18 protein-coding genes and 3 pseudogenes are annotated in these 25,704 nt (G+C 64.7%); 8 read left to right on the top strand and 13 right to left on the bottom strand.

The genetic code is table 11. The annotated features are described in order from the left end of the window. Positions 1-62: 62 nt before the first annotated feature. Positions 63-1,244, bottom strand: a complete 1,182-nt coding sequence (gene hmpA, locus ACVWWJ_RS01330) for an NO-inducible flavohemoprotein (protein WP_456966494.1) — start codon at positions 1,242-1,244, stop codon at positions 63-65. Between the two features lie 148 nt (positions 1,245-1,392). Between hmpA and norR the strand changes: the two genes are divergently transcribed. Next, positions 1,393-2,952, top strand: a complete 1,560-nt coding sequence (gene norR / locus ACVWWJ_RS01325) for a nitric oxide reductase transcriptional regulator NorR (RefSeq protein ID WP_159891382.1) — start codon at positions 1,393-1,395, stop codon at positions 2,950-2,952. Positions 2,953-2,959: 7 nt separating this feature from the next. On the opposite strand, the gene ACVWWJ_RS01320 is transcribed toward norR, so the two are convergent. After that, on the bottom strand, positions 2,960-4,354 hold the full coding sequence (locus ACVWWJ_RS01320; RefSeq protein WP_159891380.1) for a sugar porter family MFS transporter: 1,395 nt from the start codon (positions 4,352-4,354) through the stop codon (positions 2,960-2,962). Between the two features lie 296 nt (positions 4,355-4,650). Here ACVWWJ_RS01320 and ACVWWJ_RS01315 point away from each other — a divergent pair, with 296 nt between their 5' ends. Then, entirely contained in the window at positions 4,651-5,439 is a 789-nt protein-coding gene (locus ACVWWJ_RS01315) for a GAF domain-containing protein (RefSeq protein WP_456966493.1), read from the top strand. On the opposite strand, the gene ACVWWJ_RS01310 is transcribed toward ACVWWJ_RS01315, so the two are convergent. The 5 genes and pseudogenes from ACVWWJ_RS01310 to ACVWWJ_RS01290 form a co-directional block, all read right to left on the bottom strand. Beyond that, the gene (locus ACVWWJ_RS01310) at positions 5,436-5,861 is read right to left on the bottom strand and encodes a VOC family protein (protein ID WP_456966492.1); all 426 of its coding nucleotides are present in this window, start codon (positions 5,859-5,861) and stop codon (positions 5,436-5,438) included. The genes ACVWWJ_RS01315 and ACVWWJ_RS01310 overlap by 4 nt on opposite strands. A 31-nt stretch (positions 5,862-5,892) precedes the next feature. Beyond that, positions 5,893-6,294, bottom strand: a pseudogene (locus tag ACVWWJ_RS01305) (methyl-accepting chemotaxis protein); the annotation flags it as partial. A 129-nt stretch (positions 6,295-6,423) separates the two neighbouring features. Further along, positions 6,424-7,158 (bottom strand): annotated as a pseudogene (locus tag ACVWWJ_RS01300) (PAS domain-containing protein); the annotation flags it as partial. A gap of 205 nt (positions 7,159-7,363) precedes the next feature. Then, the gene (gene pbpC, locus ACVWWJ_RS01295) at positions 7,364-9,727 is read right to left on the bottom strand and encodes a penicillin-binding protein 1C (protein WP_456966491.1); all 2,364 of its coding nucleotides are present in this window, start codon (positions 9,725-9,727) and stop codon (positions 7,364-7,366) included. 126 nt (positions 9,728-9,853) lie between these two features. Further along, complete coding sequence (locus ACVWWJ_RS01290; protein WP_456966490.1) at positions 9,854-15,892, bottom strand: alpha-2-macroglobulin; 6,039 nt, start codon at positions 15,890-15,892, stop codon at positions 9,854-9,856. Positions 15,893-16,249: 357 nt separating this feature from the next. On the opposite strand from ACVWWJ_RS01290, the gene ACVWWJ_RS01285 reads away from it, so the two are divergent. From ACVWWJ_RS01285 to ACVWWJ_RS01260, 6 genes and pseudogenes are all read left to right on the top strand, one after another. Beyond that, positions 16,250-17,284 (top strand): HWE histidine kinase domain-containing protein, encoded by a 1,035-nt coding sequence (locus ACVWWJ_RS01285; RefSeq protein WP_456966489.1) that lies wholly within the window; start codon positions 16,250-16,252, stop codon positions 17,282-17,284. A gap of 62 nt (positions 17,285-17,346) precedes the next feature. After that, a complete protein-coding gene (locus tag ACVWWJ_RS01280) occupies positions 17,347-17,778 on the top strand; it encodes a YciI family protein (protein WP_456966488.1) in 432 nt (143 codons plus the stop codon). 26 nt (positions 17,779-17,804) lie between these two features. Continuing rightward, a complete protein-coding gene (locus ACVWWJ_RS01275; RefSeq protein WP_456966487.1) occupies positions 17,805-18,236 on the top strand; it encodes a VOC family protein in 432 nt (143 codons plus the stop codon). A 12-nt stretch (positions 18,237-18,248) separates the two neighbouring features. Continuing rightward, entirely contained in the window at positions 18,249-19,019 is a 771-nt protein-coding gene (locus ACVWWJ_RS01270; protein WP_456966486.1) for a YciI family protein, read from the top strand. A 51-nt stretch (positions 19,020-19,070) separates the two neighbouring features. Then, positions 19,071-20,333 (top strand): RNA polymerase sigma factor, encoded by a 1,263-nt coding sequence (locus ACVWWJ_RS01265; protein ID WP_456966485.1) that lies wholly within the window; start codon positions 19,071-19,073, stop codon positions 20,331-20,333. A 19-nt stretch (positions 20,334-20,352) separates the two neighbouring features. After that, positions 20,353-20,724 (top strand): annotated as a pseudogene (locus tag ACVWWJ_RS01260) (VOC family protein); the annotation flags it as partial. A 186-nt stretch (positions 20,725-20,910) separates the two neighbouring features. On the opposite strand, the gene ACVWWJ_RS01255 reads toward ACVWWJ_RS01260, so the two are convergent. The 6 genes from ACVWWJ_RS01255 to modA all read right to left on the bottom strand — a co-directional run bounded on the left by ACVWWJ_RS01255 (position 20,911) and on the right by modA (position 25,683). Beyond that, the gene (locus ACVWWJ_RS01255; RefSeq protein WP_456966484.1) at positions 20,911-21,387 is read right to left on the bottom strand and encodes a T6SS immunity protein Tdi1 domain-containing protein; all 477 of its coding nucleotides are present in this window, start codon (positions 21,385-21,387) and stop codon (positions 20,911-20,913) included. A gap of 69 nt (positions 21,388-21,456) precedes the next feature. Continuing rightward, positions 21,457-22,602, bottom strand: coding sequence for a serine hydrolase domain-containing protein (locus ACVWWJ_RS01250; protein WP_456966483.1), 1,146 nt, complete (start codon positions 22,600-22,602; stop codon positions 21,457-21,459). Next, positions 22,599-23,543 (bottom strand): lysylphosphatidylglycerol synthase domain-containing protein, encoded by a 945-nt coding sequence (locus tag ACVWWJ_RS01245; protein ID WP_159891358.1) that lies wholly within the window; start codon positions 23,541-23,543, stop codon positions 22,599-22,601. The genes ACVWWJ_RS01250 and ACVWWJ_RS01245 overlap by 4 nt, the downstream gene beginning before the upstream one ends. Before the next feature lie 45 nt (positions 23,544-23,588). Next, positions 23,589-24,260: an ABC transporter ATP-binding protein gene (locus ACVWWJ_RS01240; RefSeq protein WP_456966482.1), complete on the bottom strand. Its 672-nt coding sequence runs from the start codon at positions 24,258-24,260 to the stop codon at positions 23,589-23,591. Continuing rightward, positions 24,257-24,931, bottom strand: coding sequence for a molybdate ABC transporter permease subunit (gene modB / locus ACVWWJ_RS01235; protein WP_159891354.1), 675 nt, complete (start codon positions 24,929-24,931; stop codon positions 24,257-24,259). The genes ACVWWJ_RS01240 and modB overlap by 4 nt, the downstream gene beginning before the upstream one ends. Before the next feature lie 5 nt (positions 24,932-24,936). Next, positions 24,937-25,683, bottom strand: a complete 747-nt coding sequence (gene modA / locus ACVWWJ_RS01230; protein ID WP_456966481.1) for a molybdate ABC transporter substrate-binding protein — start codon at positions 25,681-25,683, stop codon at positions 24,937-24,939. Positions 25,684-25,704: the final 21 nt, after the last annotated feature.

Raw genomic sequence — 25,704 nt, 5'->3', positions numbered from 1 at the left:
CAGCGGTTCGGTCATGTATCTCAAGACGCGGCGATGCATTCGGTGATAGAACACCCCCCGCATCAATCCAGCGACGATGCCGGTCCGAAGAATTCGTACTTCGCCCGCGTGTCGGGCACACCAAGATCACGCAGCGCGCGCCGCACCGCCTTCATGAAGGGCTTTGGACCCAGGTAGTAGGCGTCCATCGCATCGGTGGCGGGCAGCCATGCCGCGAGCAGGTCTTTGTCGAGGAAGCCCGTGGCATCCGGCTCGGCATCACCCTCGCGCGGGGCCTCATAGCAGTAGTAGCGACGCAGTCGCGGATGTTTCGCCGCCAGCCCGTCGATGGCGTCGCGGAATGCGTGCACGCCGCCGTGGCGGGCGGAGTGGATGAAGTGGATCGGGCGATCGGTGGCCAGGGCAGCCTGGAGCATGGCCAGCGTCGGCGTGATACCTACGCCGCCGCTGATGAGCACCAATGCGCGATCGTTGTGCTCCAACACGAAATGCCCTGATGGCGGGAAGAGTTCAACCGTGTCGCCCACGTGTACGTCGTCGTGCAGGTGGTTCGACACCGCGCCGCCAGGCACGCGCTTGACGCTGATCCGATAGCCCTTTTCGTTTGACGCCGCCGATAGCGAGTAGTTTCGGCGCATATCGTGGTCGCCCACCTGCACGCGTAAGCCGATGTACTGCCCCGGCTCATGGGCGATGACAGCGCTTCCGTCGACCGACACGAAGTGGAACGAGGTGATTTCATCGCTCTCCTGCACCTTGTGCGCTACGACGAAGGCACGGCCATCGCGCCAGCCGCCGGGTGTCGACGCCACACGGTCGTAGATTTCTTCTTCGGCGCTGCCGAGGATGTCGGCCAGTTGCTGGTAGGCCGCGCCCCAGGCCTCGAGTACCGCATCTGTCGCGATGTCGGCACCGAGGACCTCGCGGATCGCGCGAAGGAGCGACGCCCCGACGACGGGGTAGTGGTCCCGGCGAATCCGCAATGAGACATGCTTGTTGATGATCGTGCCGACGAGGTCTCCAAGAGCCTCGAGCCGGTCGATATGCTTTGCGTACATCAGCACGCCATTTGCCAGTGCGCGCGGCTGTTCGCCTGTCGCCTGGTTGGCGTGGTTGAAGTACGGACGCACTTCAGGGTGCTCGTCGAGGAGGATGCGGTAGAAGTGCGTGGTGAGCGCTTCGCCGCCTTGTTCGAGAAGGGGGACGGTGGAACGGACGATGGCGCGGTGTTCGGCGGAGATCATGTTGGCTGTCTCTCTGGTCTTGGGATGCCATTGGCTATCCACATCTCGTGCCAGGATCTGCACACCTTTCACTTCATGGGGTTAGAATGACCAGGGGTCAAAAAGACCCTTGCCGTTACTGGGTCGATACGACTCCCATAAGGTCATAATGACTCTCGCGCTGCCCACCCTCGATGCCCTGCTGCCGTTGGTCGACGACCTCTCCAGGGAGATACCCGAGGCCGAGCGCTATCGGCGCCTTCTCGACGCGTTGCGCTCCCTGGTGCCATGTGACGCCAGCGCCCTGCTCCGCCTCGAAGGCGGCGAGCTGGTACCGCTCGCCGTCGACGGGCTTACCGAGGACACACTCGGCCGCCGCTTTCGCGTGTCGGACCATCCCCGCTTCGCAGCCTTACTGGCGCGCGACGGGCCCACGCTTTTCCCCGCTGACAGCGACCTGCCAGATCCGTACGACGGCCTGGTCGAGGCGCACCTGCCGCTGGACGTTCACGACTGCATGGGTTGTCCCCTGCTGATCGATGGAAAGCCCTGGGGCCTTGTGACCCTGGATGCATTGGAGGCCGGCCGCTTCGAGCCCTCCGATCTCGCAACCGTGCGCGCATTCGCCAGCCTCGCTGCGGCCACGGTATCCGTGGCCGAGCGTATGGGTGGACTCGAACGCTCGGCCGAACAGGAACGTGCGCGCGCCGAGGGTTTCCGCCTGGCCGCCGGGCAACGGCCTGGCCGGATGCTCGCGGGCCGGAGTGTCGCCTTCCGGCGCCTGGCGGACGACATCGCCACCGTCGCCGGTAGCGACCTCACTGTCCTGATCCGCGGCGAGACGGGTGTGGGCAAGGAGCTGGTGGCCCAGGCCATTCACGCCGGGTCACCACGCGCGGACCGGCCACTGATCGCGGTGAATTGCGCGGCCCTGCCGGAGCATCTGGTCGAGAGCGAGCTGTTCGGCCATGTACGCGGCGCTTTCTCCGGCGCCACGACAGATCGGCGCGGCAAGTTCGAACTGGCCGACCACGGCACGCTGTTCCTCGACGAGGTAGCGGATCTCTCCCTCGCGGCACAGGCCACCCTGCTTCGCGTCATGCAGAGCGGCCATCTGCAACGCGTAGGTTCGGATCGGGAGCACCGGGTGGACGTAAGGATCATCGCAGCAAGTAACCGCGATCTCGCCGACGAAGTGCGGGCCGGTCGTTGCCGCGCCGACTTTTATCATCGCATCAGCGTTTATCCGCTACGTGTGCCCGCGCTGCGTGAGCGCGGCAACGATGTGTTGCTGTTGGCCGGCACCTTCCTGGAGGAGAATCGGGGACGTCTCGGCCTGACGGGCCTGCGCCTGACCAGCGACGCGCAAGCGGCGCTGCTCGCATGGACATGGCCCGGGAATGTGCGGGAGCTCGAGCACACCATCGGCCGTAGCGCGCTGAAAGCGCTGGCGCGGCAAGGAGCCAGGACGCGCGCGCTAACCTTGTCGGCTGCCGACCTCGACCTGCCGTCGACGCAGGGCGGCGCGACGCCGGTCGCCGCGCCGATGCATGTCGAGCCATCCGCTGGGGGCCTCTCCCTCCGCGCCGGCCTGGACCGCTACGAACGCGCCCTCATCGAGCAGAGCCTGCAGCGAAACAACATGAACTGGGCGGCCGCAGCGAGAGACCTGGGGATGGACCGGGCGAACCTGCGACGTTCCGCAGCCCGCCTCGGCATCCCCAGGTAGAACCGGCTTAGCGACCTATCTGGCGAAGCGGCTTGCCACTCATCAGGTTGCTCTCGATCTGCTCCAGCGTCACGCCCTTCGTCTCCGGCACGAGCAGGAAGGTGATGACGATGAATACGGCGTTGAGTCCCCCGTAAAGCCAGAAGGTCTGAGCGTTGCCGATACCACTGAGCAGGCTGAGGAAGGTGACGCCGACCACCCAGTTCGTGGCCCAGTTGGTGAACGTCGACGCAGCGATACCGAAATCGCGACCCTTCAACGGCTGGACCTCGGAGCACAACGTCCAGATCAACGGGCCGGCGGACATCGCGAACCCCACGATGAAGAGCAGCAGCATGCCAACGGTGAAGAACTGCTCGCCACGTGAGTGAATGCCCAGGCTCATCATCGTGCCGACCACACCGAGGCCGATCGCCATGATGGTGAAGCCGACATAAAGGATCGGCTTGCGCCCCAGCCGATCGACGAGGCCGAAGGCGATCAGCGTGGCCAGTACGTTGGTCAGCCCGACGGCGGCGGTGAACCACATCTGCGCATGCGTGTCGTACCCCATGTCCTTGAAAATGCGTGGGGCGTAGTACATCACCACATTCATGCCGGTGAACTGCTGCATGGCCTGCAACAGCACGCCAAGACCGACCGAGCGGCGGAAGTTGCGGTTCTCCCTGAACATGCCCCAGCCGTGCTGCTTGGTCTTGAGTTGTTCGTCGATGGCTGCGATCTCCTGCTTCACCACGCCCTCGTCGCCACGCAGCTTCGCGAGGACGATCTGAGCGTCTTCACGACGCCCGCGCATGAGGAGCCAGCGCGGACTGTCAGGCAGGAAGAAAAGACCGATCAGGAAAAGCACGCCGGGGGCCGCGATAATACCGAGCATCCAGCGCCAGTTACCGCTGGCGCTGAAGGCCGTGTCCGACAGGAAGGCAAGCAGGATGCCGGTAGTAATCATGAGCTGATAGGTAGAGATCATCGCGCCGCGAATCTTCTCCGGCGCTACCTCGGCAAGGTACAAGGGCGCGGTGAAGGTCGCCACGCCGATGGCGACACCCAGCACGCAGCGCGCCACGATGAGCATCGCTGGCGACCCGGCCACGGCGCAGAACAGCGAGCCGCCGATGAAGACGACGCCAGCAAAAATAAGCGAACGCTTGCGTCCGAGGGCCGCGGACATCCAACCGGCCGCGAGAGCGCCAACGCAGGCACCGAGCATCATGGAGCTGACGATCCACTCGATCATGCTGTCCGACACCTTGAAGTCGGACTGGATGAACTGGGTCGCCCCAGAGATGACACCGATATCCAGACCGAACATCAGGCCGGCGAGCGCGGCGAGGATGCAGGTGGTGACGATGGCCGCCTTCGGGTGGGCGTTTTGTACTTGTTGCTTGACTGCGGCATCCATGGGGAACGTTCCTTAACGGGAATGTAGACGCCCGGCATTGGATGCCTCGACATGTATCCGACTCGTATGCAATGTGTCGCGAGGGAGTGAGTCCGCGAAATAGTGCGCCAATTCGGCAAAGTCACCACCTGCCCCGATCCCGGCTTCTTGGAGCCGCCATGATGGGAACAACGCCTTCCGAGATCCACCAACGGACGGCGTCATATCCGCGTCACGACGTGTGTTTTCCGACATTCGCCACCGAAAGACGCAAGCGTTGCCAAGCGTGATAAGCATTGGCCTGTGTTAGCGTCGATATGTTAACCCTTACGTACATTGCCGCCTTGGTCATACAACCTGCTAGTTTCCTGAATGCCGATCCCACGCTCACGACGCGCGATGCTGCGCGCCTGCTCGGCATCTCTGTAAGTACCGCCCAGAAGTGGATCGAGAGCGGTGCGCTCGAATCCTGGAAAACGCCCGGCGGGCACCGCCGCATGCGCCAGAGCGCGGTTATCGCCTTGCTTGAGGAGCGCACTGCGATGTCGTCCGACGCGTTGCCGTCCATGCCTCACGAGTTGCGTGCCGAGCGTTCGCCGGCCTACCCAGCGCCGCGCGATGAGGCTACGCGGTTGCGGATGGTCGGCCGCACCGGCCTGCTCGACACCACGCCAGACCCCGCGTTTGACCGACTCACCTGGCTCGCCGGGCTGGTCGCCGGCACCTCGGTGGCGGTGATCTCCCTGCTGACGGCGAAGCGCCAGTGGTTCAAGTCGGCCATGGGAACGGATCTGACGGAAACCCCGCGCGAATGGGCTTTCTGCAACCACGCCATTCTCGGTGACGACATCCTCGTCGTGGAGGATGCGCGGGACGACGCACGCTTCAGCGCCAATCCACTGGTCATCGGCGATCCCCGCATACGGTTCTATGCGGGTTGTCCTCTGCGCGGTCCGGAGGGTCACCTTCTAGGCACCCTTTGCGTCGTCGACAGCGCACCGCGCCGGCTCGACGCCACGCAGAAGAAAGGCCTGCGCGCACTTGCCAACATCGCCGAAGACGAGATCCGCCTGTACATGATGGAACACGGTCGCCGCTGGAGTTAGCCCGGCGGCGGTGCCCAGGGGTCGTAGCTGCCGAAGTACCAGAGGTGACCTTCGGGATCGCGAGCGGAGTAACCCGCGCCGCCGTAGTCTTTTTCCTCGTAGTCGTCGACGATCGCCGCGCCGCAGGCTTTTGCCGTCTCGTAATGCGCGCGAATATCGCTCACCGTCACGCACGGACATTGGGTCTCCCGGCCACCGACCTCGTCCGGCTGCGCCATGTGCTGGCTGAAGGGCGTGTCCTCGCGCACCGATCCGAGCATGATCATGCCGCCGCCCAGTGTCAGTTGGGCATGGTCGACGATATGCTGATGTTCCGCGTTGACGTACACGGCATGTTTCTCGAAGCCGAAGGCAAGGCAGAGAAAATCGATTGCCACCAGCGCATCGCGGTAGCGCAGGCAAGGAATGATGGTGCTGTTCATGGCGGGGCTCCTCGTCGTCGGAGCCCCTACGTTACGCCAGTTCGGCTACCGCGCGCCGTACGTTGTCGATGCCACCGGCCTGTGTGTTAGTGGCCCGTGCCACGTCCGATACCCGGTCCAGCAGGGTCGTGACCGAGCTCAGGATATCGCGCATCGCTGCGCCCGCCTCTCCGCTACGCTCGCTCCCTTCGCGGACACGGTCGAGAGTGCTATCGATCAGCGTGCGGATATCGCGGGCGGACTCGGCGCTACGCTGGGAGAGCATGCGGACTTCCTGCGCGACCACGGCGAAGCCCTTGCCATGCATCCCGGAGCGGGCCGCCTCGATCGCGGCATTCAGCGCGAGGATATTCGTCTGGAAGGCAATCGAGTCGATCAGGCCGACGATTTCCGCGATGTCCTGCGCGCCGCCCTGGATCGCCGCCATGGTGGCGATCACCGCCTCGACCATGGCGCCGCCATCGACAGCGGAGCGGCTGGCATCGTTGGCAAGTGCATTCGTGACGCGAGCCTGTTCCGCGATCGCCGGTACGGTGTTGGCCAGTTCAGTGAGCGACGCGTGGAGCGTGCGGGTGGCGCGTGTCTGCGCCGTCACGTCCGTGGCGTACTTCACTACCTTGAAGGGGCGCCCTGCCATGTCGAGGATCGGGTTATAGCTGCCCTGGATCCACACCTCGCGACCGTGCCGGTCGACGCGGCGATACAGTGACGAGTCGTGCTCGCCGCGCCCGAGCTTTTCCCAGAACGCCCGGTACTCCTGGCTTTCGCGATCCACGCGGTCGACGAACATGCGGTGATGCTGGCCGATCACTTCGTCGCGCGCGTAGCCCATGGTCGCGAGGAAGTTGTCATTCGCATCGAGGATGATGCCATCGAGGCGGAAGCTGATCACGGCCTGCGCTTTGTCGATGGCGGCGAGACGGCCTTCCATGTCGGCGGCGCGGAGGCGCTGCTCGGTCACGTCCGTGGCGAACTTGACCACCTTGAAAGGGCGGCCTCGACGATCGAGCACTGGGTTGTAGCTAGCCTGGATCCATACTTCGCGACCTTCCGCACCGAGCCGGCGATACAGGCCTACGTCGGGCTCGCCGGTGCCCAGGCGTGCCCAGAATGCCGCGTACGCATCGCTTTCCGCTTCGGCGGGATCGACAAAAATGCGGTGATGACGACCGACGATATCCTTGCGCGCATAGCCGAGTGCGCCGAGGAAGTTGGCATTGGCATCGAGGATAGTGCCGTCGAGTGCGAATTCGATCACCGCCTGCGTGCGGTCGATCGCTGCGATCTTGCCGCGCATGTCGGTTCGCGAACTGCCGAGGATCGAGCGGACGCGTGCGAGGATGTCGATGGCCATGAGGTTTGCCTGCCCGGTGGAGGTGGTACGAGCATGCTTATCGACGTCGGGCAGGTGCGGCTTGATGGTGAATGCCGAATACGCGTAACGGTAACCGGGTTTCGCCGCTGAAGCGGCTCCCACATTTGGTGGGTTTGCTGAATGTGGTTTATTCGACGGCGCCGATGTTCAGATCGCGCGAGTCGGTACGGCCGTGGTCGTCGACCACGCGAATGAGGAAGCGTCCCGTGCGGTCGGGTGCCCAGATCAACGGTTGACCGCTCGGCACACTGCCGAGGTAGGCATCGTCGACGAACCAGTACAGCGTGCGCGAGCCCGCATCTGTCGTCGCGGCGAAGCTGATGCGTTCGCTGCCCAGGCGCGAGACGCGGATCTGGTAACTGCTGCCGCGCAGGGGCGAGGTGATTTTCGGTGGGTCGCCCGCCAGTTGTCCGCCACCCTGGCAGTCCGGCAGCGGCGGTGGTGTCCGCCGTGCCATACCCGCTTGCGCAAACACGCGTGCGAGGTCGGATGGCCAGTACTCGTATACCTCGGTTCGCGTCTGCTCGGGATCGTAGGGGGGGCAGGCCGGCTTTCCCGTCGCCTTATCCACCACCACGGGCCGGTGGATATTGCTGACACGAATAGGGGATTTGCCGGGAATGAACCACGTGCTCCCGACCTGCGGACACCACGCATTCGGGAGATCGCCGCTGGCCAGGCAGATCGGCACGCGGCGAAGATTCGGTGGATTGCGTCGTATGGGCTCCGCCATCCCGGGACGTTCGGCGCGTAGGGCATCGGCGATACGGAAAAACAACGGTGCAGCAGCATCCACGCCGACGAAGGCGGGATTGCCGCTACCGTCGAAGTTGCCGATCCATACGACGAGCACATACGGCCCGAAGCTGCCGGCCGTCCAGGCATCGCGAAAGCTCCACGATGTACCGGTCTTCCAGTAGAGCGGCAGGCGCGATGGTTGCGCGGCCACTGCGTCGTCCGGCCGCGGATTCTGCCGAAGCATATCCATCACCATGAAACTGGCCTCCTCGCTGAGCATGCGCGTGCCCTTCGTACGCGGCTGGGTAGCTAGTGTGCGTAGCGGACGTAGCTCACCGCGATTGGCGAGCATGGCGTACAGGCCACCCAGTTCCTGCATGGTGACTTCACCGCCACCGAGTACGAGCGCCAGCCCGTAGTGTTTCTCGCTCGCCATGCGCGAGATGCCGGCGTCATGCAGGAACTGGTAGAGATTCGGGTTGGCGAGCTTCGCCGCGATCTGCACGGCAGGGATGTTACGGCTACGCACCAGGGCCTGCGTTGCCGTGACAGGACCGAGGAAATGACCGTCGAAGTTCTCCGGCGTATACGGCCCGAACGCCGACGGTACGTCGCGTAACACCGTTTCAGGATGGAGCAGGCCCTGGTCGAAACCAAGCGCATAGATGAAGGGCTTGAGTGTCGAGCCAGGCGAGCGCTTGGCCTGCGTACCGTTGACCTGGCCGAAGATGGACGAGTCGAAATAGTCGGCGGAGCCGACCATCGCCTTGATTCCCATGTCGCGTGTGTCGATCAGGATCGCCGAAGCGTTACGGATGCCGCGGTCGCCGCTACGTTCCACGTACTGACGTACCTGGCTCTCGAGGCTATGTTGCAAGCCAAGGTCGAGCGTGGTCGTGACACGCATGTCGTCATCGCCGTCTATCCTGCGCTCGGCGAGCACCTGCTCGACGAAGTGCGGCGCCTCGAATGGCAGGCGTGACAGCGGCCGGAGTCGCAGTGGCAGTTCGAACAACGGCGCAGCACTGGTGTCAGCGGGATGTCTCGCGACCCATCGCGCGAAGAGGCGGTCTCGCGATGTCTTTAACGCCTTGTCGATGACTGCACTGCCATTGACGTTCCCGGGCAATCCCCGCGAGGGATCCTGCGGAATGACAGCGAGCGTCAACGCCTCGGGCAGGCTGAGCCGCGCTGGTGGCTTGCCGAAGTATGCAAGGCTGGCCGCGCCGACACCTTCGACGTTGCGACCATAAGGTGCGGCATTGAGGTAGGTCTCAAGGATGTCGTGCTTGGAATACTCCGCTTCCAGCTGCACGGCGCGCATGGCCTGCACGAGCTTGCCGCCGGGGCTGCGCGTGTCGAGATGCCAGATCAGCCGAGCCAACTGCATGGTGATGGTGGAACCCCCCTGCGGACTTCCGTGCCGGACGTAGGTCACCCAGGCCCCGCGGACCAGACCCCAGGCGCTTACGCCCGGATGCCAGCGGAACCAGCGATCCTCGTGCAACAGCACGCCATCGACCACGGCCGGTGAGATGTCCTCGAGGGGCACCCAGAGGCGATAGCGATCGTCGCTGGCAAGGGTAAGACGCAGCAAGTGACCGTCGGCGTCGTAAACCGCCGTCGATGAAGGAAACCAGGCGCGTAGCGGAGCGTGCGGCCACAGGCGTACGCCCAGGGGAAGCGCTGCCAACAGCAGCAACGCCACGAGGGCGTTGTGCCATTTGATCCGGCGGAGGCGGTGGAGGGTCATAAACCTGTGGCGTCGTAGTCAAGCTCTGTGTGGGAGCCGATTTATCGGCGAGAGGGTGCTCGCCGAATGCTGGCCCGCTTCCGCGGGATCGCCGATGAATCGGCTCCTACATGGAGCAGATAGCTCTCAGGGTTTGCGTTCCACCGTCATCGCTCCGCCGCCGGGGGCGCGTGCCTGTACGCCACGGTCGTAGAGCGATTCGATCAGCGCCGGCGGAATGACAAACTTGCCGGCATTCGTCGCTTTGATCCGGTAGATGAACTCCTGCACATCGGTGCTCGCCGTGCCGTAGACCACGACGCGATCCTCGCGCACGTCCGCGTAGTCGGGTTTCCAGGTCGACTCCGGGTTGCCGATCGGCGAATGCCATGCCGGCGTCGTGTCATCGGTTCCATCCGTCGCCTGGTTGTCGCCCTCGCCTTCGCCGTCGGCTGCGTCGCCGTCGGACGCACTGGAAGCGTCCGACGTATCCGCCGTAGCCTCATCCGATGCCGGCGTCGCCTCTGCGTCGGCGGGTGGCGCGGTGTCGATTACCGGCTCGAAGCCACCGGGAAGCAGGTCGACGATGGCAACGTCGTAGACGCTGTGATCGGTCGTTGAGCGAACCCGGACATGCACGTCGATCTCGTCGCCTGTATCGACCTTGTCGATCGCCTTGCCCTTGGTATCCGTATAGCTGCGGACGATCTCGAGCCCGTCCTTGCGCGTATCGGTCGAAGGCTTGCGATCGAAGCCCGTCTGCGCCACGCCGTACCACGCCGTCGCGTCGGCATCGTTAACCAGACGCAGGCGCTGCGCGCCCGCAGCCCAATGGGCGTCGACCAACGAACCCTTCACCGCACCGATCGGGGTGACGGTGCCATTCGCGGCCACGGAACCGATGGAGAGCTTGCTCACGTCCCCGCCCGCCTGGGTGGCCCATGCGTCCAGCGCCATGATGATCATGCCGGAGGAAAGCGTGTTGTAGTGACCCTTGCCGAGGGGACGCACGAGGTTCTCGACGGTCTCCGCAGGCAGCGCCTTCGCCTGCTCGGGGAAGTGTTTGGCCAATAGATAGAGAACCGAAGCATCGCGGATCGGCGTGTCGTAGTAGTCGCTGTAGTCGTAGGTCTCATCGGCCGACTTGCGGCTAAGCAGCTTGCGCGGACGCGACATGAGGTCGTTAGCGAGCTTGTCCTGATGCAGCAGCTGATAGGAAGCAGCCAGCCACGCCGCTGCGAGATCGTCGTGCCACTGCTTCGGGAACACTTCGTCGAGGCGACGCTGCACCGAGGCGAGGTCGTTCGTGGTCACATTCCCCTGCCGGGTGAGCAGGTAGATCGCATAAGCGCGCTGACGCATCTCCACCAGTGAATCGCCGCTGTCGTCGGCCGCTATCTGGCGGAGCGCGTTATTGGCCGAGGCCAGCAGGTCAGCGGGCACGGCCACGCCATGGTCGCCGGCCTCGATCAGGTAATGCACCGCGTAATCGGTCGCAAACACATGGGTGTCCGGTGTCGCCGTCCAGAGGCCGAAGCCGCCCTGGCCGTTCTGGCGTGCACGCAGCACGTCGAACAATGCCGCCACCGGATCAGTCGGCGGCGTGTCGTCCCCGATCATGCGCGCGGGCTTGATATCGCCGAACTCCGGACGCTTACCCAGGATCAGCGCCGGCATCGCCGCGCTGATGACCTGTTCGGTGCAGTAGTGCGGGAAGTCGACGAGGTACGCCGCGAGTCCGCGCGCCAGCACCACCGGGACGGTGGAGAACGACGCGTCACGCTTGGCGTATTCGTCGTGCATGTCGCGCAGCGACGTCACATCGCCCCGCCCGTGCGCGTCGACACGGCCGAAGGCCAGGTCCGTACGCAGGGGCGAAGCCGGTCGCACGGAAAGGTCGACGCTTTGTTTTGCGGACTTCCCGTTGAAACCAGCCGTGAACGTCATGTTGCCCGAGCCAAGCTTGTCCGTGGCGCGGACGCGGAAGATCGCCACCCCTTCGCGCATCTCGCCGAGGCTGAGCGTCTTCGCGGCATCACCGACGATCTGCAGCTGCGGGCCGAGCTTCAGGTTCACGGCGACCGGCACCTCCTTGCCCCCCAGGCCGGTGAGGTTGTTTGCCACACCGACGCTGATCTCCGCCTCGTCGCCCGGGGCGAGCGTGGTCGGGACGTTGGGCGACAGGACGAAGTCACCGCGCACCGTGGTGGCGCCTTCGAAGGTGCCGATCTTCTCCGGCGAGACACTGACCGCCATGACGCGAAGCTTGCCGTTGAAGTAATCGGGAACCTTGTAGGTGAGGTCGCGCGAACCGTCGATATCGACGACGCCGGACCAGTAAGCCACCGGCTTGTCACGCTTGCGGCGGAACGGATTGAGCTGCCGCCCAATGGCACCGTCCGCATCACCGCCCGGCGCCGCCATGGTCATCAGCTTCTGGAAGTCCGGAATGATCAGGTCGAGAATTTGCGAGGTGGACACTTCCAGCATGCGTTTGCGGAAGAAGTACTGCAGCGGATCGCCCAGCTTGTAGTGCGCGACCTGCAGGATGCCCTCGTCCACGGCGAACACCACGGCGCGCGTCGGGGTCGTGGAGGTCACGTGGAAGGTCACCGTGTCGCCGGGCTTGACCAGCTGCGGGGACTCCACGGCGAGCACATTGCGTCGTGCATCCATGTTCACCGAGAACGGCACGACACCGAACGACAGCGGACTCATGAAGATCTCGTCCGACGAGGGATCGCGCACATACTGCACGTTGATGTAACCGTTGCCTTCGAAATCCGCCGGCACCGTGATGTGCTGGACCGTGCTGGTCGAATCGGCATGGAACCAGGCGTGCGCGTAGACCTTGTCACGCTCGATCGTGATCAGGCCACTACCCGCGTAGGGCGCACGGATGGCGATATCCACCGGCTCGCCCGGGGCGTAGTCCTTCTTCGACAGCGTGAGCTGTAGCTCGGCATTGCGCTCGAGCGAACGCGACACATTGCCTTCGCCGGCTACCGACCAGGCGACGCGATTGACTTCCTTACCCTCGGCATTCTTCACGACCAGCGCGAAGTTGCCGGGCTTGCCGGTGGGAAGTGCGACCTCCAGGCCCGCTGCTGGAATGGTCAGCGGAGTCTCCGAGACGGTGGTCTCGCGCGCCTTGGACTCGTACTTGAAGACACCCGAGTCCTGCTTGGTCAGTACCGACACGAAGCGCGTCTCGACGATGGCCTGCTTCAGGCCGTTGAGATCGATACGCTTCGCACCGGGATCGATGGCGACGAGGTTGACCGTACGCTTCGCATCGCGGCTCACGTAGTCCAGGTTGTCGACGGCTTTGTAACCGACCAGCCAGTCGTTCGACGAGACCATGCCTTGCGTGGCGGCGGCGACGCTGCGACCACCGTCGGCCTCGTACGCCTTGGCAAGAAAATAGAGCTGGTAGGTGGCATCGGCGTACTTGGACAGGTCCAGCGCGAACTCGGCGTGGCCTTTATCGTCGGTCTTCGCGTCGGCGAGCTTCTCCTCGAAACCTTCCTTCGCCCGGCGCACGTCGTAGAAGTGGTAATCCTTGTAGCTCGGGAACGAGGGGAAGGCGGGACGCAGGGTGAGAGAACCCTCCACACGCCGGTCCGCGGCGGGTGTTCCGAAGAGGTTCTGCACGTCGACCAGAGCCTTGAGCTGCGCCGGTTTCACCCAGCCTTCGGTCACGGCAGTGGAGAGCTTCGCCGCCACCTTCATGCGATCGGGCTGGAACTCCTTCACCTGCACCGTGGTGCTGCCGATCTGCGAGTACGGCTTGCCGTCCTTGGCGATGTAAAGGTTCACCGTCCAGTTACCCGTCGGCGAGGTTTCTGCGGTGGTGTGTTCGAGTTCGGCGAAGCCTGCCGCGTCCATGGATACGGTCTGCTGCCGCACGGTGGTGCCACGCGGATCGACCACCTCGGCGATCAGCGGCATGCCAGCGACGCTACGCGTCCAGCTGTTGGCGCGCACGATCATGCCGATGTGGAAGAGGTCACCCGGGCGGTAGATGCCACGGTCGGAGAACAGGTAACCGGAAAGCTGCCCCTGGCTGTGCGCGTTGGGCTCGCCGCCAATGTCGAAGCGGGAGAAATCCAGCGTGCGGTCGTACGAGGTCACGGGCAGGAAGGAAAGATCTTCACCCTGACGCACCACGTACATCGCCGGCGCTTTCTCCTGCGTGAAACCCTTGAGGTTGGCGAAATGCGCGAGACCGTCCGCACTGGTGTTCTGGGTGAACAGCGTACTGCCGTTTTTCGCGATGACCGTCACGGTGGCGCCCGGGACCGGGGAACCCGTGCGGATGGACTGCACGAAAATGTCCTGGCTGCCGTCCATCGACTTCTTGGCGATCACGCCGAGATCGGTGATGACAACGAGGCGCTCGTCCTTCGGCCAGTCGTACGGCGCGTGGCTCTCGTCATCGCCCTTCTCTGCTTCGGCTGCCGCGGCATCCGCGTCCGCGCCCGCATCGCGGGCCGCCGCCTCGCGAGCTGCCTTCACCCGGCGCTCCCGCGCCTCCTTCTCGGCTTTCTCGTCATAGCCCGAGAGCTTGAGCAGGAAGACGCCGCGCTTGCCGGATGCCAGGTACTGGCCCAGGTCGAAGCCTTCGTAGTGCGCCTTGCCCGGACCCTCGTCCGGGAAGGAAACGTTCTTTACGAAGCGATCGACGATGTGATCCGACGTGAAACCGTACATCTCGGGCTTGGCATAGCTGCCCGAGTTCAGCGAAACCAGATGCTGCAGCTGATCGGGCAGGACCCGACCGACCTCGACGCGCATGCCGGGAATATTCCGGGAGACGACGGAGATCCGCTTGTCGCCGCTAAGGGAGAGCAGGGAGCCGTCCGCCATGAAGCGCAGAAGGCGCGGGTAGTCCGGCACGGTCAGCACGTCCGCGCGGGGCTTGGCCATCACGTAGCCGCCGAACGAGGTCATGCCCTTGTCCACGCGGACGTAGATGCGCTGCCCCGGCTGGGCGTGGTAGCGGAAGCTCTGCGCGGCTGACCAGTCGTTCTCGGTGGGTACGACTTCAGGCTTGATCGGGGTAAATGAGCGGAGGTCCTTGTCGCTAATCTCGCCGGCGGACCACGCGTGCTCGTTGTCGTCCGGTGGGACGACCCAGGCGTGCAGGTGCCTGGTCAACTCGGCGTCGCTGACCGGACCGCCGAAGGTCATCACCACGACCTGCTCGGGCTCGAAGCGCGCGTTGTCGACCAGGGTGGGCGTGACCTCGTCCAGCGTGAGGCTGTACAGGCCTGGCACACGTACGGCGGTCTCGAGCGCCTTCTCGGTACCGTCGCCACCACGGCTGCTACGTGCGCCGTCGTCGAGCTTGAGGCCGACCGAGCCGTCGTCGCGCGGCAACTGCAGCGGCTGGGAATGGACGAAGGCATTGAGGTGGTGTTCGTCGTAGGTGACGCTGAACTTGAGCTCCGCGCCGTGCTTCTGGTCGCGATTGCGCAGGTCGAGGGCGAGGCGCTTCTCCAGCTGGGCTGCGTCGACCGGGTAATTGAAGCCCAGCTGGACGATGGTCTTCTTCTTCGTCGGGTCCTGCGGGTCCTGGTAGAACTCACCGTTCACCACCTTCGCCGTGAACGGTGCGGTGGCGACCTCGAAGTGGTCGTCCGCCAGCAGTACATGCGGTGCGAACACCTTCGCCTTGTCGAAGCGGACGTCGATCTTGCGGCCCACGGGCCAGTCGGCAGCGGGTACGAAGGTCAGCGTGCGGTCGTTTTCCCAGCGCCACTGGCCTGCGAGTTTCGGGTCCATGGCGATGCCATCAGTGACCGGTTTACCCAGCGCCTCCAGTTTTGCCGCCGAGGCGGAGAACGTGACGGTCAGCGGATGCACGGTCACCGGCACGTGGTCGTAGTCGCTGATGTCCGGCGCCGGCGCCTCGAAGGTGATCCGGTTGGGTTCGACGGGCTTCGGGCGGTTTTCCCACCAGTGCCAGCCGAACCAGCCGGCCGCGGCAAGCACGAGTACCCCGGCGATCGTCCCGGCGAACTTCAGGGGATGCTGGCGGGCTGTCCGCCCCGTAGCCGGGACCCAGGCGGGCGCGGACCAGGACATGTTGCCGAAGACAGGGCGGAGTGCCGTGCCGAGCAGCCAGAGCAGGCCACGCAGCAGGCGCGCGGGCAACGAGGCGATGAAACGAAGCAGATCCATATTCCCTTCCAATCCTTTACTCGTGTGACGGCGTGCCGCCGTGCCCGCGGATACGTCGGCGCCGGCCACGCGCCCGTGGCGGTGTCCTGACGACGTGACGTTGATCCCCAAAGTGATGCTACGCGCGACCCCTGTCGCGATGGCGTCCGGATTCTGACATGCCGGCGCCAGACTTCGGGAGGTTTGCGGGCGTTATTGCGCATGCTTACGTAGATGTACTCATGCGCAATGGAAGAAATCGGAGAATCTTCCCCGATATCGCCGTGCGTGACGGGCCTCACGCCTCGGCGCGAGAAGCGTTCATTGACGCCGTGACTTGCGATATCGTCGGCAGGCAGGGGAGCGAAGGGGAAAGGGATGTACGACGAGGCGAAGAGTCCTTACGAGCGATCGCTTATCGCAGACGACCACGCGTTCCGCGAGCTGGCCGATTTCGCGCCTGTCATGATCTGGCGCTCGGGTACGGACCTGCTCTGTGACTGGTTCAATACACCATGGCTGGCTTATACCGGCCGCTCGATGGTCGACGAAATCGGCAACGGATGGGTCGAGGGGGTTCACCCCGAAGACATCGATGGGTGTCTTTCCACTTACGTGGGCGCCTTCCAGGCAAGGGAACCTTTCTCGATGGAATATCGCCTCCGCCGCCACGACGGCGAGTACCGGTGGCTCCTCGACAACGGCAAACCGTTCTATCGCGGCGACCGCTTCGCCGGCTACTGGGGAAGCTGCATCGATGTCACGGCCCACCGGGAGGCGTCACGGGCGCAGCGCATCCTCGTCAACGAACTGAGCCACCGGGTGAAGAACACCCTTGCCGTCGTCCAGGCCATGGCCACGCAGACCTTCGGCGAGGACCGTCCGGTCGCCGAATCCCTGGCGGCGTTCGAGAGCCGGCTGCGAGCCCTGGCCGGCGCCCATGACCTGCTTGTGACTCACGCCTGGGAGGACGTCGCGTTACGCGGCGTCGTGGAAGCCACCGTCGCGCCCCACGACCCGGGTCACTCCCGGATCGCCTTTGATGGACCACCCCTCATGCTGGCGTCGGCCGCTGCCGTATCGGTCGCCATGGCCGTGCACGAGCTGCTGACCAATGCCGCCAAGTACGGTGCGCTGTCGAATGCCACCGGCCACGTGGACCTGCGCTGGCACTTCGATCCGGCCACGGAGCGCCTGTGCATGACCTGGAAAGAAACGGGGGGCCCGCCGGTGACGGCCCCGGCCCACCGGGGCTTCGGCGTGCGGTTTATCGAGCGGGTGCTGGCCTGCCAGGCCTCCGGTAAGGCCGCGATCACCTTCGAGGAGGATGGCGTCCGCTGCTGCTTCGAAGCGCCGGCCCGCTCCTGGCGTCATGCTGCTGAAAATTTTCGTACGCCCATGTCGATTCGCTGAGGGCACAATCGACGTAGTCATGAAAGCCGGGAATGTCCCGGCCATGGCAACGGAGAAGGCACATGCGTTTCATGGTGATCCTGAAGGCGACGAAGGCGTCGGAAGCCGGCGACATGCCCAGCGAGGCGTTGATGACGGCGATGATCAAGTTCAACGAGGAACTGGTGAAGGCCGGTGTGCTCCTGGCCGCCGACGGGCTGCGGCCGAGCAGCGACGGCGCGCGCATCCGCTTCGACGGTGACCGCCGGGATGTCATCGATGGCCCCTTCGCCGAAACCCGCGAGCTGGTCGCCGGCTACTGGCTGATCCAGGTCCGCTCACTCGACGAGGCCATCGAGTGGATGAAGCGGGCACCCAATCCGATGGAGGGAGATGTGTCGGAAATTGAGATTCGTCGCATGTTCGAGGTCGATGACTTCGGCGAAGAGTCGTTGACCCCCGAGGCTCGCGCCACGGTGGAGCGCATGCACGCCGAAGTCGCCGCGAAGTCCTGATCCCTCTTTCTCAAAGGAATACCGCCATGACAGTTACCCCGTACCTCAGTTTCAATGGCAACTGCGAGGAGGCCTTCGAATTTTATGCGAAGGTGTTGGGCGCAAAGATCATCATGATGGCTCGGTACAAGGACATGCCGCCCCAACCCGGGCAACCGGCCTTGCCAAAGGAATCTGAAGAGAAAATCATGCACGCCCGGTTACAGATCGGCGACCAGTGGTTGATGGCCTCGGACTGCCCGCCCAACATGCCGTTCCCGGGCATGCACGGTGTCTCGATCGCCTTGGGGTTTGACCAGGCTGCCGAAGCCGATCGTGTGTTCGCTGCGCTGTCCGAAGGAGGAAGCGTCCATATGGCGATCGCTGAGACCTTCTGGGCGGAACGCTTCGGCATGTTCACCGATAAGTTCGGCACCGCCTGGATGATCAATGGCGCCGAGAAACGCCCCAACCCCTGAGCGGAGGAGCCTATGCGCTTCCTGATCGTACGTAAGGCCGACACCGATAGCGAAGCCGGCGCCGCGCCGACCCGTGAACTGGTCGAGGCCATGGCCGAACATCTGGACACACTGGCGGCGGATGGCCGCTTCCTGGCTGGTGAGGGCCTCAAGCCCAGCCGCGACGGCGTTCGTATTCACTTCGCCGAGGGCCGCAAGGCGGTCATAGTCGACGGGCCCTTCGCCGAGACGAAAGAGCTCGTCGCTGGCTTCAGCATCATCGAGGCCGATTCCATGGAGCAGGCCGTGGCCTGGGTATCCGGCTGGCCGGCGGAGGATGCGCACGGTGCGGCCGAGGTCGAGGTGCGCCCGATCGGCTGCCCGGGCGGCCTGTCGGGTTTCGGTGACCCGGCCGAGGGCGATTCGGAGCTGCCGCGTTACATGGTGATGCTCAAGGCCAATGAGCGCAGCGAGACCGATTTCGACCCGGGTCCCGAGGTGCTGGGCAAGATGATGGAAGCGAACAAGGCCGGTCACGAGGCCGGGTTCCTCATCGCAGGTTTCGGCCTGTCCTCCAGCCGGCACGCAAAGCGGGTTCGCTTCGGCAAAGGACGTGCCAGCGTATTCGACGGGCCTTTCGCCGAGATCAAGGAAATGATCGCCGGCTTCTGGGTGCTGCGCGTCGACTCCATCGATGACGTGCTTGCATGGACGAAGGCCTACCCGTTCCCGGACGGCGACGACGCCCGCCTGGAGATCCGGCCGCTGTACGCCATGCGTGAGTTGCTCGCCACGATCAGCTGATGCCGCAGCGCGCCTTGCCTGTCATGACGGCGGATGCTTTGATCCGTCGTCATGACTACCCGTGATGCTCACCGTGCGATTGACGCGATCTGGAAGATCGAGTCACCGCGACTGATCGCCACCATCGCCCGCATGGTTCGCGATGTCGGGCTGGCTGAAGAACTCGCCCAGGACGCCCTGGTCATCGCCCTCGAACAGTGGCCGACCGCTGGCGTACCCGACAACCCTGGCGCCTGGCTGACACAGACGGCGAAGCATCGGGCGATCGACCGCATCCGGCGTGAGCGCATGGCCGGCCGCAAGCTGGAAGCCCTGGGCAAGGACATGGAAGGCATGCTCGAATCGTCCGACGACGCGCTCATCGAGGCGCTCGACGACGATATCGGCGACGACATGCTGCGGCTGATCTTCACCGCCTGCCATCCCGTGCTTTCCACCGAGGCCCAGGTTGCCCTCACGCTGCGTCTGCTCGGCGGCCTTACAACCGACGAGATCGCGCGCGCCTTCCTGGTGCCTGAGGCGACCGTCGCGCAACGCATCGTCCGCGCCAAGCGCAGCCTCGCCGATGCAGCGATCGCCTACGAAGTACCTCGCGGTGACGAGTTACGGGAGCGTCTGGCCGCCGTGCTCCGCGTGGTCTACCTCGTATTCAACGAGGGCTACGCGGCCACGACCGGCGGCGACTGGATGCGGCCCGCCCTTTGCGCCGAAGCGCAGCGACTGGGCCGCGTGCTTGCCGGCCTGATGCCCGATGAGGCGGAGGTGCACGGGCTGGTCGCCCTGATGGAAATCCATGCCTCTCGCGCCGGGGCGCGGACCCGTTCCGACGGCGAACCGATCCTCCTGCTGGAGCAGGACCGGGGTCGCTGGGACCGACTTCTGATCGGCCTTGGACTGAAGGCACTCGAGCGCGCGGAACGTCTTGGCGGCGCGAAAGGCCCGTACGCCTTGCAGGCCGCTATCGCCGCCTGTCACGCACGCGCCGTGCGTCCCGAAGATACCGACTGGGCACGCATCGCCGCACTGTATGCCGCACTGGTGGACGTCGTGCGATCACCCGTGGTTGAACTCAATCGCGCGGTCGCCGTGTCGATGTCGGAAGGCCCCGACGTTGCGCTGGATATCGTCGAGTCCTTGATCGACGAACCGTCGATGAAGGACTACCACCTGCTACCGAGCGTGCAGGGAGATCTGCTGTTTCGCCTGGGCCGGTTCGAGGCGGCGCGCGAGGCCTTCCTGCGCGCCGCGGCAATGACGCGGAACGATCGGGAGCGGGCGCTGCTTGAATCGCGGGCTGCTGCGTGCGGACCCTGAGTGGGGTATCGTCAAACGTATGAAAATCGACCGCATCGACCACCTCGTACTCACCGTCGCCGATATCGATGCGACGGTTGCCTTCTATACCAAGGTGCTTGGATTCAACGTGACAACATTCGGCGAAGGCCGCAAGGCGCTCACCTTCGGTCGGCAGAAATTCAATCTTCATCAGCGGGGCAAGGAGTTCGAGCCCAAGGCAAAGGCGCCTACACCCGGCGCGATTGATATTTGTCTCATTGCCAGCACCCCCCTCGGAGAAGTCGTCGAAGAGCTGCGCGCCCTCGGCATCGCCATCGAAGAAGGACCGATCAATCGTACCGGCGCAGTCGGCCCAATCTGCTCGGTTTATCTGCGCGATCCCGACCAGAACCTGATCGAAATCGCAAACTACGCGGCTGACGAACAAAGCGACTTCATTAAGCGTGGCATAGCGTCGCGCGACGAAGCTGCGCGCACTGGCGTCTATCACGCTGCCGCCATGGTTCATAAGGACATCGAAGAACGCCTTGCGCTGTCTCGAGCAGACAAGAGCAAGCACTGATTCCCCGCGAGGGCGGCATCCGTTCTGATCAGGTTAGTGCTTGACCTCGATGTCCACACTCGCGCCATCAGGCATGTCGTCGAGCTGCCGCAGGATCGACCCGGTGAGTTCGAAGTGTTCCTTCGCCGGAACCGGATTCAGATTCTCCACGGTGTACTCGCCTTCGACGAAAACCGGCAGTGTGACGTAGGTGTAACACTCACCCTCCGCACGCACCTTGCCCGCCTCGAGCAAAGCTTCGATGAGCCCCGGCAGCAGCCAGTCGTCGGCGGCTTCTTCGCGAAGCAGGGTGTTGAATGCCGGGACGTTGTCCGCGACACGCTCGACTTCCGCCGTGCCGGTATTGAGCCAGAAGATGCCGCCGGCATCCGCTTCGAAGAACATGTCGCCAAGGGCAGTGAACATCAGCGGCGTGAACGCGTCACCGAGGAGCCAGTTCCAGGATTCGGCGAGCGCGTCGATCGCTTCTTTGTCCGGCGTGCAGATGAGGTCGTTCCAGGTAAGCGCCATGGGGCGGGCCTTCGTACGTATCGGGGAGGGGTATGGGAATTTTAAGCCCATTCGTCCTGATGGGTGGTGTCAGCGATCCAGGCCAGCGATAACAGCCTGGACAAAGGCGGTGCGCGCCTTTGCCTGTTCATCGTTCGTCGCCACTGGCCACGCCGCCAGTTGCACGATCACCAGATGGCGACCCGGATCAACGTAGAGCAGCTGCCCGAAGATGCCGATGCCCGCGAACGCGCCGTCGTCGTAGGTCCACCATTGGTAGCCATAGCCACGGCCGGGCACACCGATGTCCGCATGCTTTTGCGTGGCATCGGTGATCCAGCCATCTGCCAGCACGGCCTTTCCGTTCGCGCTTCCGCCATCGAGGAGGAACTGGCCAAGGCGCGCGTAGTCAGCCAGCGTTGCCGAGATGCCCGAGCCGCCCGCTTCCGTACCGTCGACCTCGTCCTTCAACCACAGTGCATCGGAAGCCATGCCGTAGGGCTTCCATACTTTCTCCGAGAGATACGCGGCCAGGGTCTTACCGGTGGCGCGCGCGACGAGGATGCCGATCAGGTCGGTCTCGCCGGTCTTGTAGATCCAGCGCTCACCCGGCGCGAACTCGCGCGGCAGCGCGGCCATGTAGGTGACCAATAGAGGCTCACCGGGCTGGCGGCGTCCCTCGTACATCATCGCGACGTCCGATTTCGGATCGACGTAATCCTCGTTCCAGCGGACGCCGGATGTCATCGTCAACAGTTCCCGTACGGTGACATCGCGGTAGGCGCCAGCAGCGAGCTCCGGAATGTACCGCGTGACCTTGTCGTCGAGACTGTGGATCGAGCCATCACGCAGGGCCGCGCCGACCAGGGTCGAGGTGAACGACTTGGCGACGGAGAACGAGGTCCAGCGCGTTTCCGGCGTGGCGCCGAGACCGTATTGCTCCAGGCGTATCCGCCCGTCCTGCACGACCATGATGCCGGCGACATGATGTGCCGCCATGTATGCGGCCAGTGTGCCGCCATCGGCAAAGCGCGGCTGCAGTGGCGCGCCGGCAGGCAGTGGGTGCGCGATACCGTGGCGCACGACGTTACTCGCGTAATGCGTTTCCATGCTCCGGAACGCCGCCTCACGCTGTGTTTCATTCCAGAACAGCACATCGGTACGCCGGGCGTGCGGCGTAGCGCATGCGGCGAGGAGAAGCACGGGGATGAGAATCGCCCAGCGCGCGAGCCTCATGCCTGCTTCCTCATCCGCCGCCGTACTTCGTAAGCGCCGAGCGCCATCGAGGCCAGCACGAACGGGCCAAGGCCGTAGATCGCGCGGTAGGCCAACAGCGCGGCAAGCACCTGTGCGCGTTGCTCCTGCGGGAAGGCCGCCAGCGTGATCGCCTCGAACGCGCCGATGCCGCCGGGCGTATTGCTGACGATGCCGGCGAGAATCGCACCCACGTAGATCGGCGCGAAGTCGAGGAAGCTGCCGGCAATGTCCGTCGGCAGCAGCAGGTACATCACCGTGATCGCTGCGACCATCTCGATCACGCCGATGACGATCTGCGCGCCGGCGGAACGGGCGGACGGCACCGGCGTGGTGAATTTCCAGAGCTTGAGTTCGTCGTGCTTGCCGGCCAGCCAGCGCAACAGGAGAACGAAGAGGATGATCAGCGCCAGCCCGAGCCAGCGTCCCCAACCATGGGCGATGGCCGGCTCCAGCATCATCGCGATAGCCGTGACCGCGGCGAAGCCCATGCCCACGGAAAAGCCGACCAGACCCACGACGCGCGCGACATCGGGGGCACCGACCCCTTGGGTAGATAGCATGCGATAGCGCAACGCGGTCCCGGTGATTGCATGGAAGCCGAGCGCGTTGCAGATAGCATGCGTGGTCACGCCGGAAAAGATCTTCATCCGCATCGGGACCTTGCCCGGCACCACGGTTTCGACAGCAAACACGTCGTAAGCGGTGAGGCAGGCCCAGCTGACAAGGGTCGCCAGGATCGCACCGCCGACATGCCAGCGGGGAATCCGCTCGATCGCGGCGAGCACATCGTGCCATGCCATCCTCGCGATATAGCGGTGCAGCAGGAAAATCGCGCCGCCGACGATCGCCACGGTGAGCAGGTACTTGAAGGCGTGGGTCGCGATGACCTTGCCGCCCTGTTTGTCGTCCCTTGCCGTCACTGCTGTTGCCTGTCTCGCCGGGTGGTCATGCACGAAAGGCGGGCATCATCCCACGGCGGCTACCCGGCCGTCCCTTATTTCGAAGGTGTGTCCGTCGAGCGCTTCGACGTCCGCAGGGTCGTGGGTGATCACCATGAGCTGGAGATCGAGGCGCTGCTGCAGTGTCAGCAGTTCGGCCCGCATACGGCCGCGCAGCGCGGGATCGAGCGCTGCGAAAGGCTCGTCGAGGACGACGATACGCGGCTCGGTCGCCAGCGCCCGTGCCAGCGCGACACGCTGCCGCTGGCCGCCCGAGATGCGGGAGGGGTAGCTGTGCGCGATAGCGCCAAGCTCGAGGCTGTCGATCCAGCGCTGCGCGCGCACTTCGCGGTGACGACGTCGCGGGTTAAGCCAGCCACGCTCCAGCCCGAAGGCGATGTTCTGCGCCACGGTGAGATGGGGGAACAGCGCGTAGTCCTGATAGACATAGGCGACGTCGCGCACTCGCGTCGGCAGGTCGATGCCGGACGCCGAATCGTAGAGAACCCGCCCGTCGACTTGCACGTGGCCCGCGTCCGGCGTGAGCAGACCGGCGACCGCCCGGAGCGTCAGGCTCTTCCCCGAGCCCGAGGGGCCAAACAGTACGACACGCCGTTGTTGCGACACGATCTCCACGTCGAGTTCGAAGTGACGATCGTCTGAACGAAGGGTCTTCCGGATCGCGATATCCACGCTCATGGACGCGACCGCCGCAAGTGATCCGGCGCCAGCCAGCCGGCGAGTAGCAAGGCGATCACGCAGGTGACCGAGGTCACGCCGACCATGAGGGCCGCGGTGTTGTCGTCACCCGATTGCACGGCCGCGTAGATCGCGACCGACAAGGTCTGCGTGCGCCCCGGCAGATTGCCGGCGATCATCAGGGTGGCGCCGAACTCGCCGAGCGCCCGGGCGAAGGCGAGTAAGGCACCCGCCGTGATGCCACGAGCAGCCAGGGGCAGTGAAACCCGGAAGAACACAGCGGCCTCACGCAGTCCGAGCACGCGCGCGGCGCTCTCCAGCTGGGGGTCGACCGCTTCGAAGGCAGCCCGGGCGGCTTTCTGCACCAGGGGAAAGGCGACCAGGGTCGACGCGATGACGGCACCTTGCCAGGTGAACACCAGTTCGATGCCGACGCGATCCAGCCACGCACCGAAGACGCCGCGGCGGCCGAGAAGAACAAGGAGGTAGTAACCGAGCACCGTCGGCGGAAGGACCAGCGGCAGGGTGAGGATCGAGTCGACCACCTCGCGGGCCGGGGAGCGCCAGCGCGATAGCCCGAAGGCCACGGCGACGCCCAGCACGAGATTGATGGCGGTCGCCCACAGCGCCACCTTGAGCGATAACGCAAGCGGTACCCAGATCGCTCCCACGGGGCTCAGGGGGCCTGGAAGCCGAACCCGGCGAGGATGCCGCGCCCCTCGGGCGACTGCACGAAAGCTTCGAACGTGACCGCCTCCTTTGCCTGCTTCGAGCCAGTGACGACAGCGATCGGATAGGTGATCGGCTTCGGCGTCGGCACCACGGCGGCCACATCGACCTTGTCTTTCATGAGGGTGGCATCCGTGGCAAAGACGAAGCCGGCATCGACTTCACCCCGGGCCACGTAGTCGAGACTCTGCCGAACGTTCTGCGCCAGCACGCCCTTGGCCGAGACGGTCTCCCACAGACCCTGCTGCTCCAACGCCGACTTGGTGTAGCGGCCCACCGGCACCGAGGCCGGATCCCCGAAGGCGACGCGTTTCACCGCATCGCTCTTGAGGTCAGCCGGCGAGGTGACATGCGCCTGGCCGCCCTTGGGCACGATCAGCACCAGCCGGTTGCTCGCGAAATCCTGGCGGGTGGCCGGGTCGATGGCTTTGGCCGCAACCGCCTTGTCCATGGCGGTTTCGTCGGCAGAGGCGAAGACATCGGCGGGCGCCCCGCTGGCGATCTGCCGCAGCAGCACGTCGGACGCGGCGAAATTGAGCACCACATGCGTGCCCGGATGCTTTGTTTCGTAGGCCTTGCCGACTGCCTGGAAAGCGTCGGTAAGACTGGAAGCCGCCGAGACGACGAGGTCGGCGGCCCCGGCAGCGCTGGAACCGACAAGAAGGAGGAGCGCAACGAGCGGGCGGAGGCGCATGGCGGTCGGTCCCTGGCAGAA

The sequence above is a fragment of the Luteibacter sp. HA06 genome (assembly GCF_054061215.1).
The sequence above is the reverse complement of the archived record's forward strand: the minus strand, read 5'-3'. Positions and strand labels throughout refer to the sequence as shown.

Bases quoted from the DNA above. Each gene is read 5' to 3' on its own strand.
- hmpA (WP_456966494.1), bottom strand. From the start codon at position 1,244: ATGATCTCCGCCGAACACCGCGCCATCGTCCGTTCCACCGTCCCCCTT.
- norR (WP_159891382.1), top strand. From the start codon at position 1,393: ATGACTCTCGCGCTGCCCACCCTCGATGCCCTGCTGCCGTTGGTCGAC.
- ACVWWJ_RS01270 (WP_456966486.1), top strand. From the start codon at position 18,249: ATGCGCTTCCTGATCGTACGTAAGGCCGACACCGATAGCGAAGCCGGC.
- pbpC (WP_456966491.1), bottom strand. From the start codon at position 9,727: ATGACCCTCCACCGCCTCCGCCGGATCAAATGGCACAACGCCCTCGTG.
- ACVWWJ_RS01250 (WP_456966483.1), bottom strand. From the start codon at position 22,602: ATGAGGCTCGCGCGCTGGGCGATTCTCATCCCCGTGCTTCTCCTCGCC.
- ACVWWJ_RS01265 (WP_456966485.1), top strand. From the start codon at position 19,071: ATGACTACCCGTGATGCTCACCGTGCGATTGACGCGATCTGGAAGATC.
- ACVWWJ_RS01275 (WP_456966487.1), top strand. From the start codon at position 17,805: ATGACAGTTACCCCGTACCTCAGTTTCAATGGCAACTGCGAGGAGGCC.
- ACVWWJ_RS01285 (WP_456966489.1), top strand. From the start codon at position 16,250: ATGTACGACGAGGCGAAGAGTCCTTACGAGCGATCGCTTATCGCAGAC.
- ACVWWJ_RS01280 (WP_456966488.1), top strand. From the start codon at position 17,347: ATGCGTTTCATGGTGATCCTGAAGGCGACGAAGGCGTCGGAAGCCGGC.
- ACVWWJ_RS01240 (WP_456966482.1), bottom strand. From the start codon at position 24,260: ATGAGCGTGGATATCGCGATCCGGAAGACCCTTCGTTCAGACGATCGT.
- ACVWWJ_RS01315 (WP_456966493.1), top strand. From the start codon at position 4,651: ATGTTAACCCTTACGTACATTGCCGCCTTGGTCATACAACCTGCTAGT.
- ACVWWJ_RS01290 (WP_456966490.1), bottom strand. From the start codon at position 15,892: ATGGATCTGCTTCGTTTCATCGCCTCGTTGCCCGCGCGCCTGCTGCGT.
- ACVWWJ_RS01255 (WP_456966484.1), bottom strand. From the start codon at position 21,387: ATGGCGCTTACCTGGAACGACCTCATCTGCACGCCGGACAAAGAAGCG.
- ACVWWJ_RS01310 (WP_456966492.1), bottom strand. From the start codon at position 5,861: ATGAACAGCACCATCATTCCTTGCCTGCGCTACCGCGATGCGCTGGTG.
- modA (WP_456966481.1), bottom strand. From the start codon at position 25,683: ATGCGCCTCCGCCCGCTCGTTGCGCTCCTCCTTCTTGTCGGTTCCAGC.
- ACVWWJ_RS01320 (WP_159891380.1), bottom strand. From the start codon at position 4,354: ATGGATGCCGCAGTCAAGCAACAAGTACAAAACGCCCACCCGAAGGCG.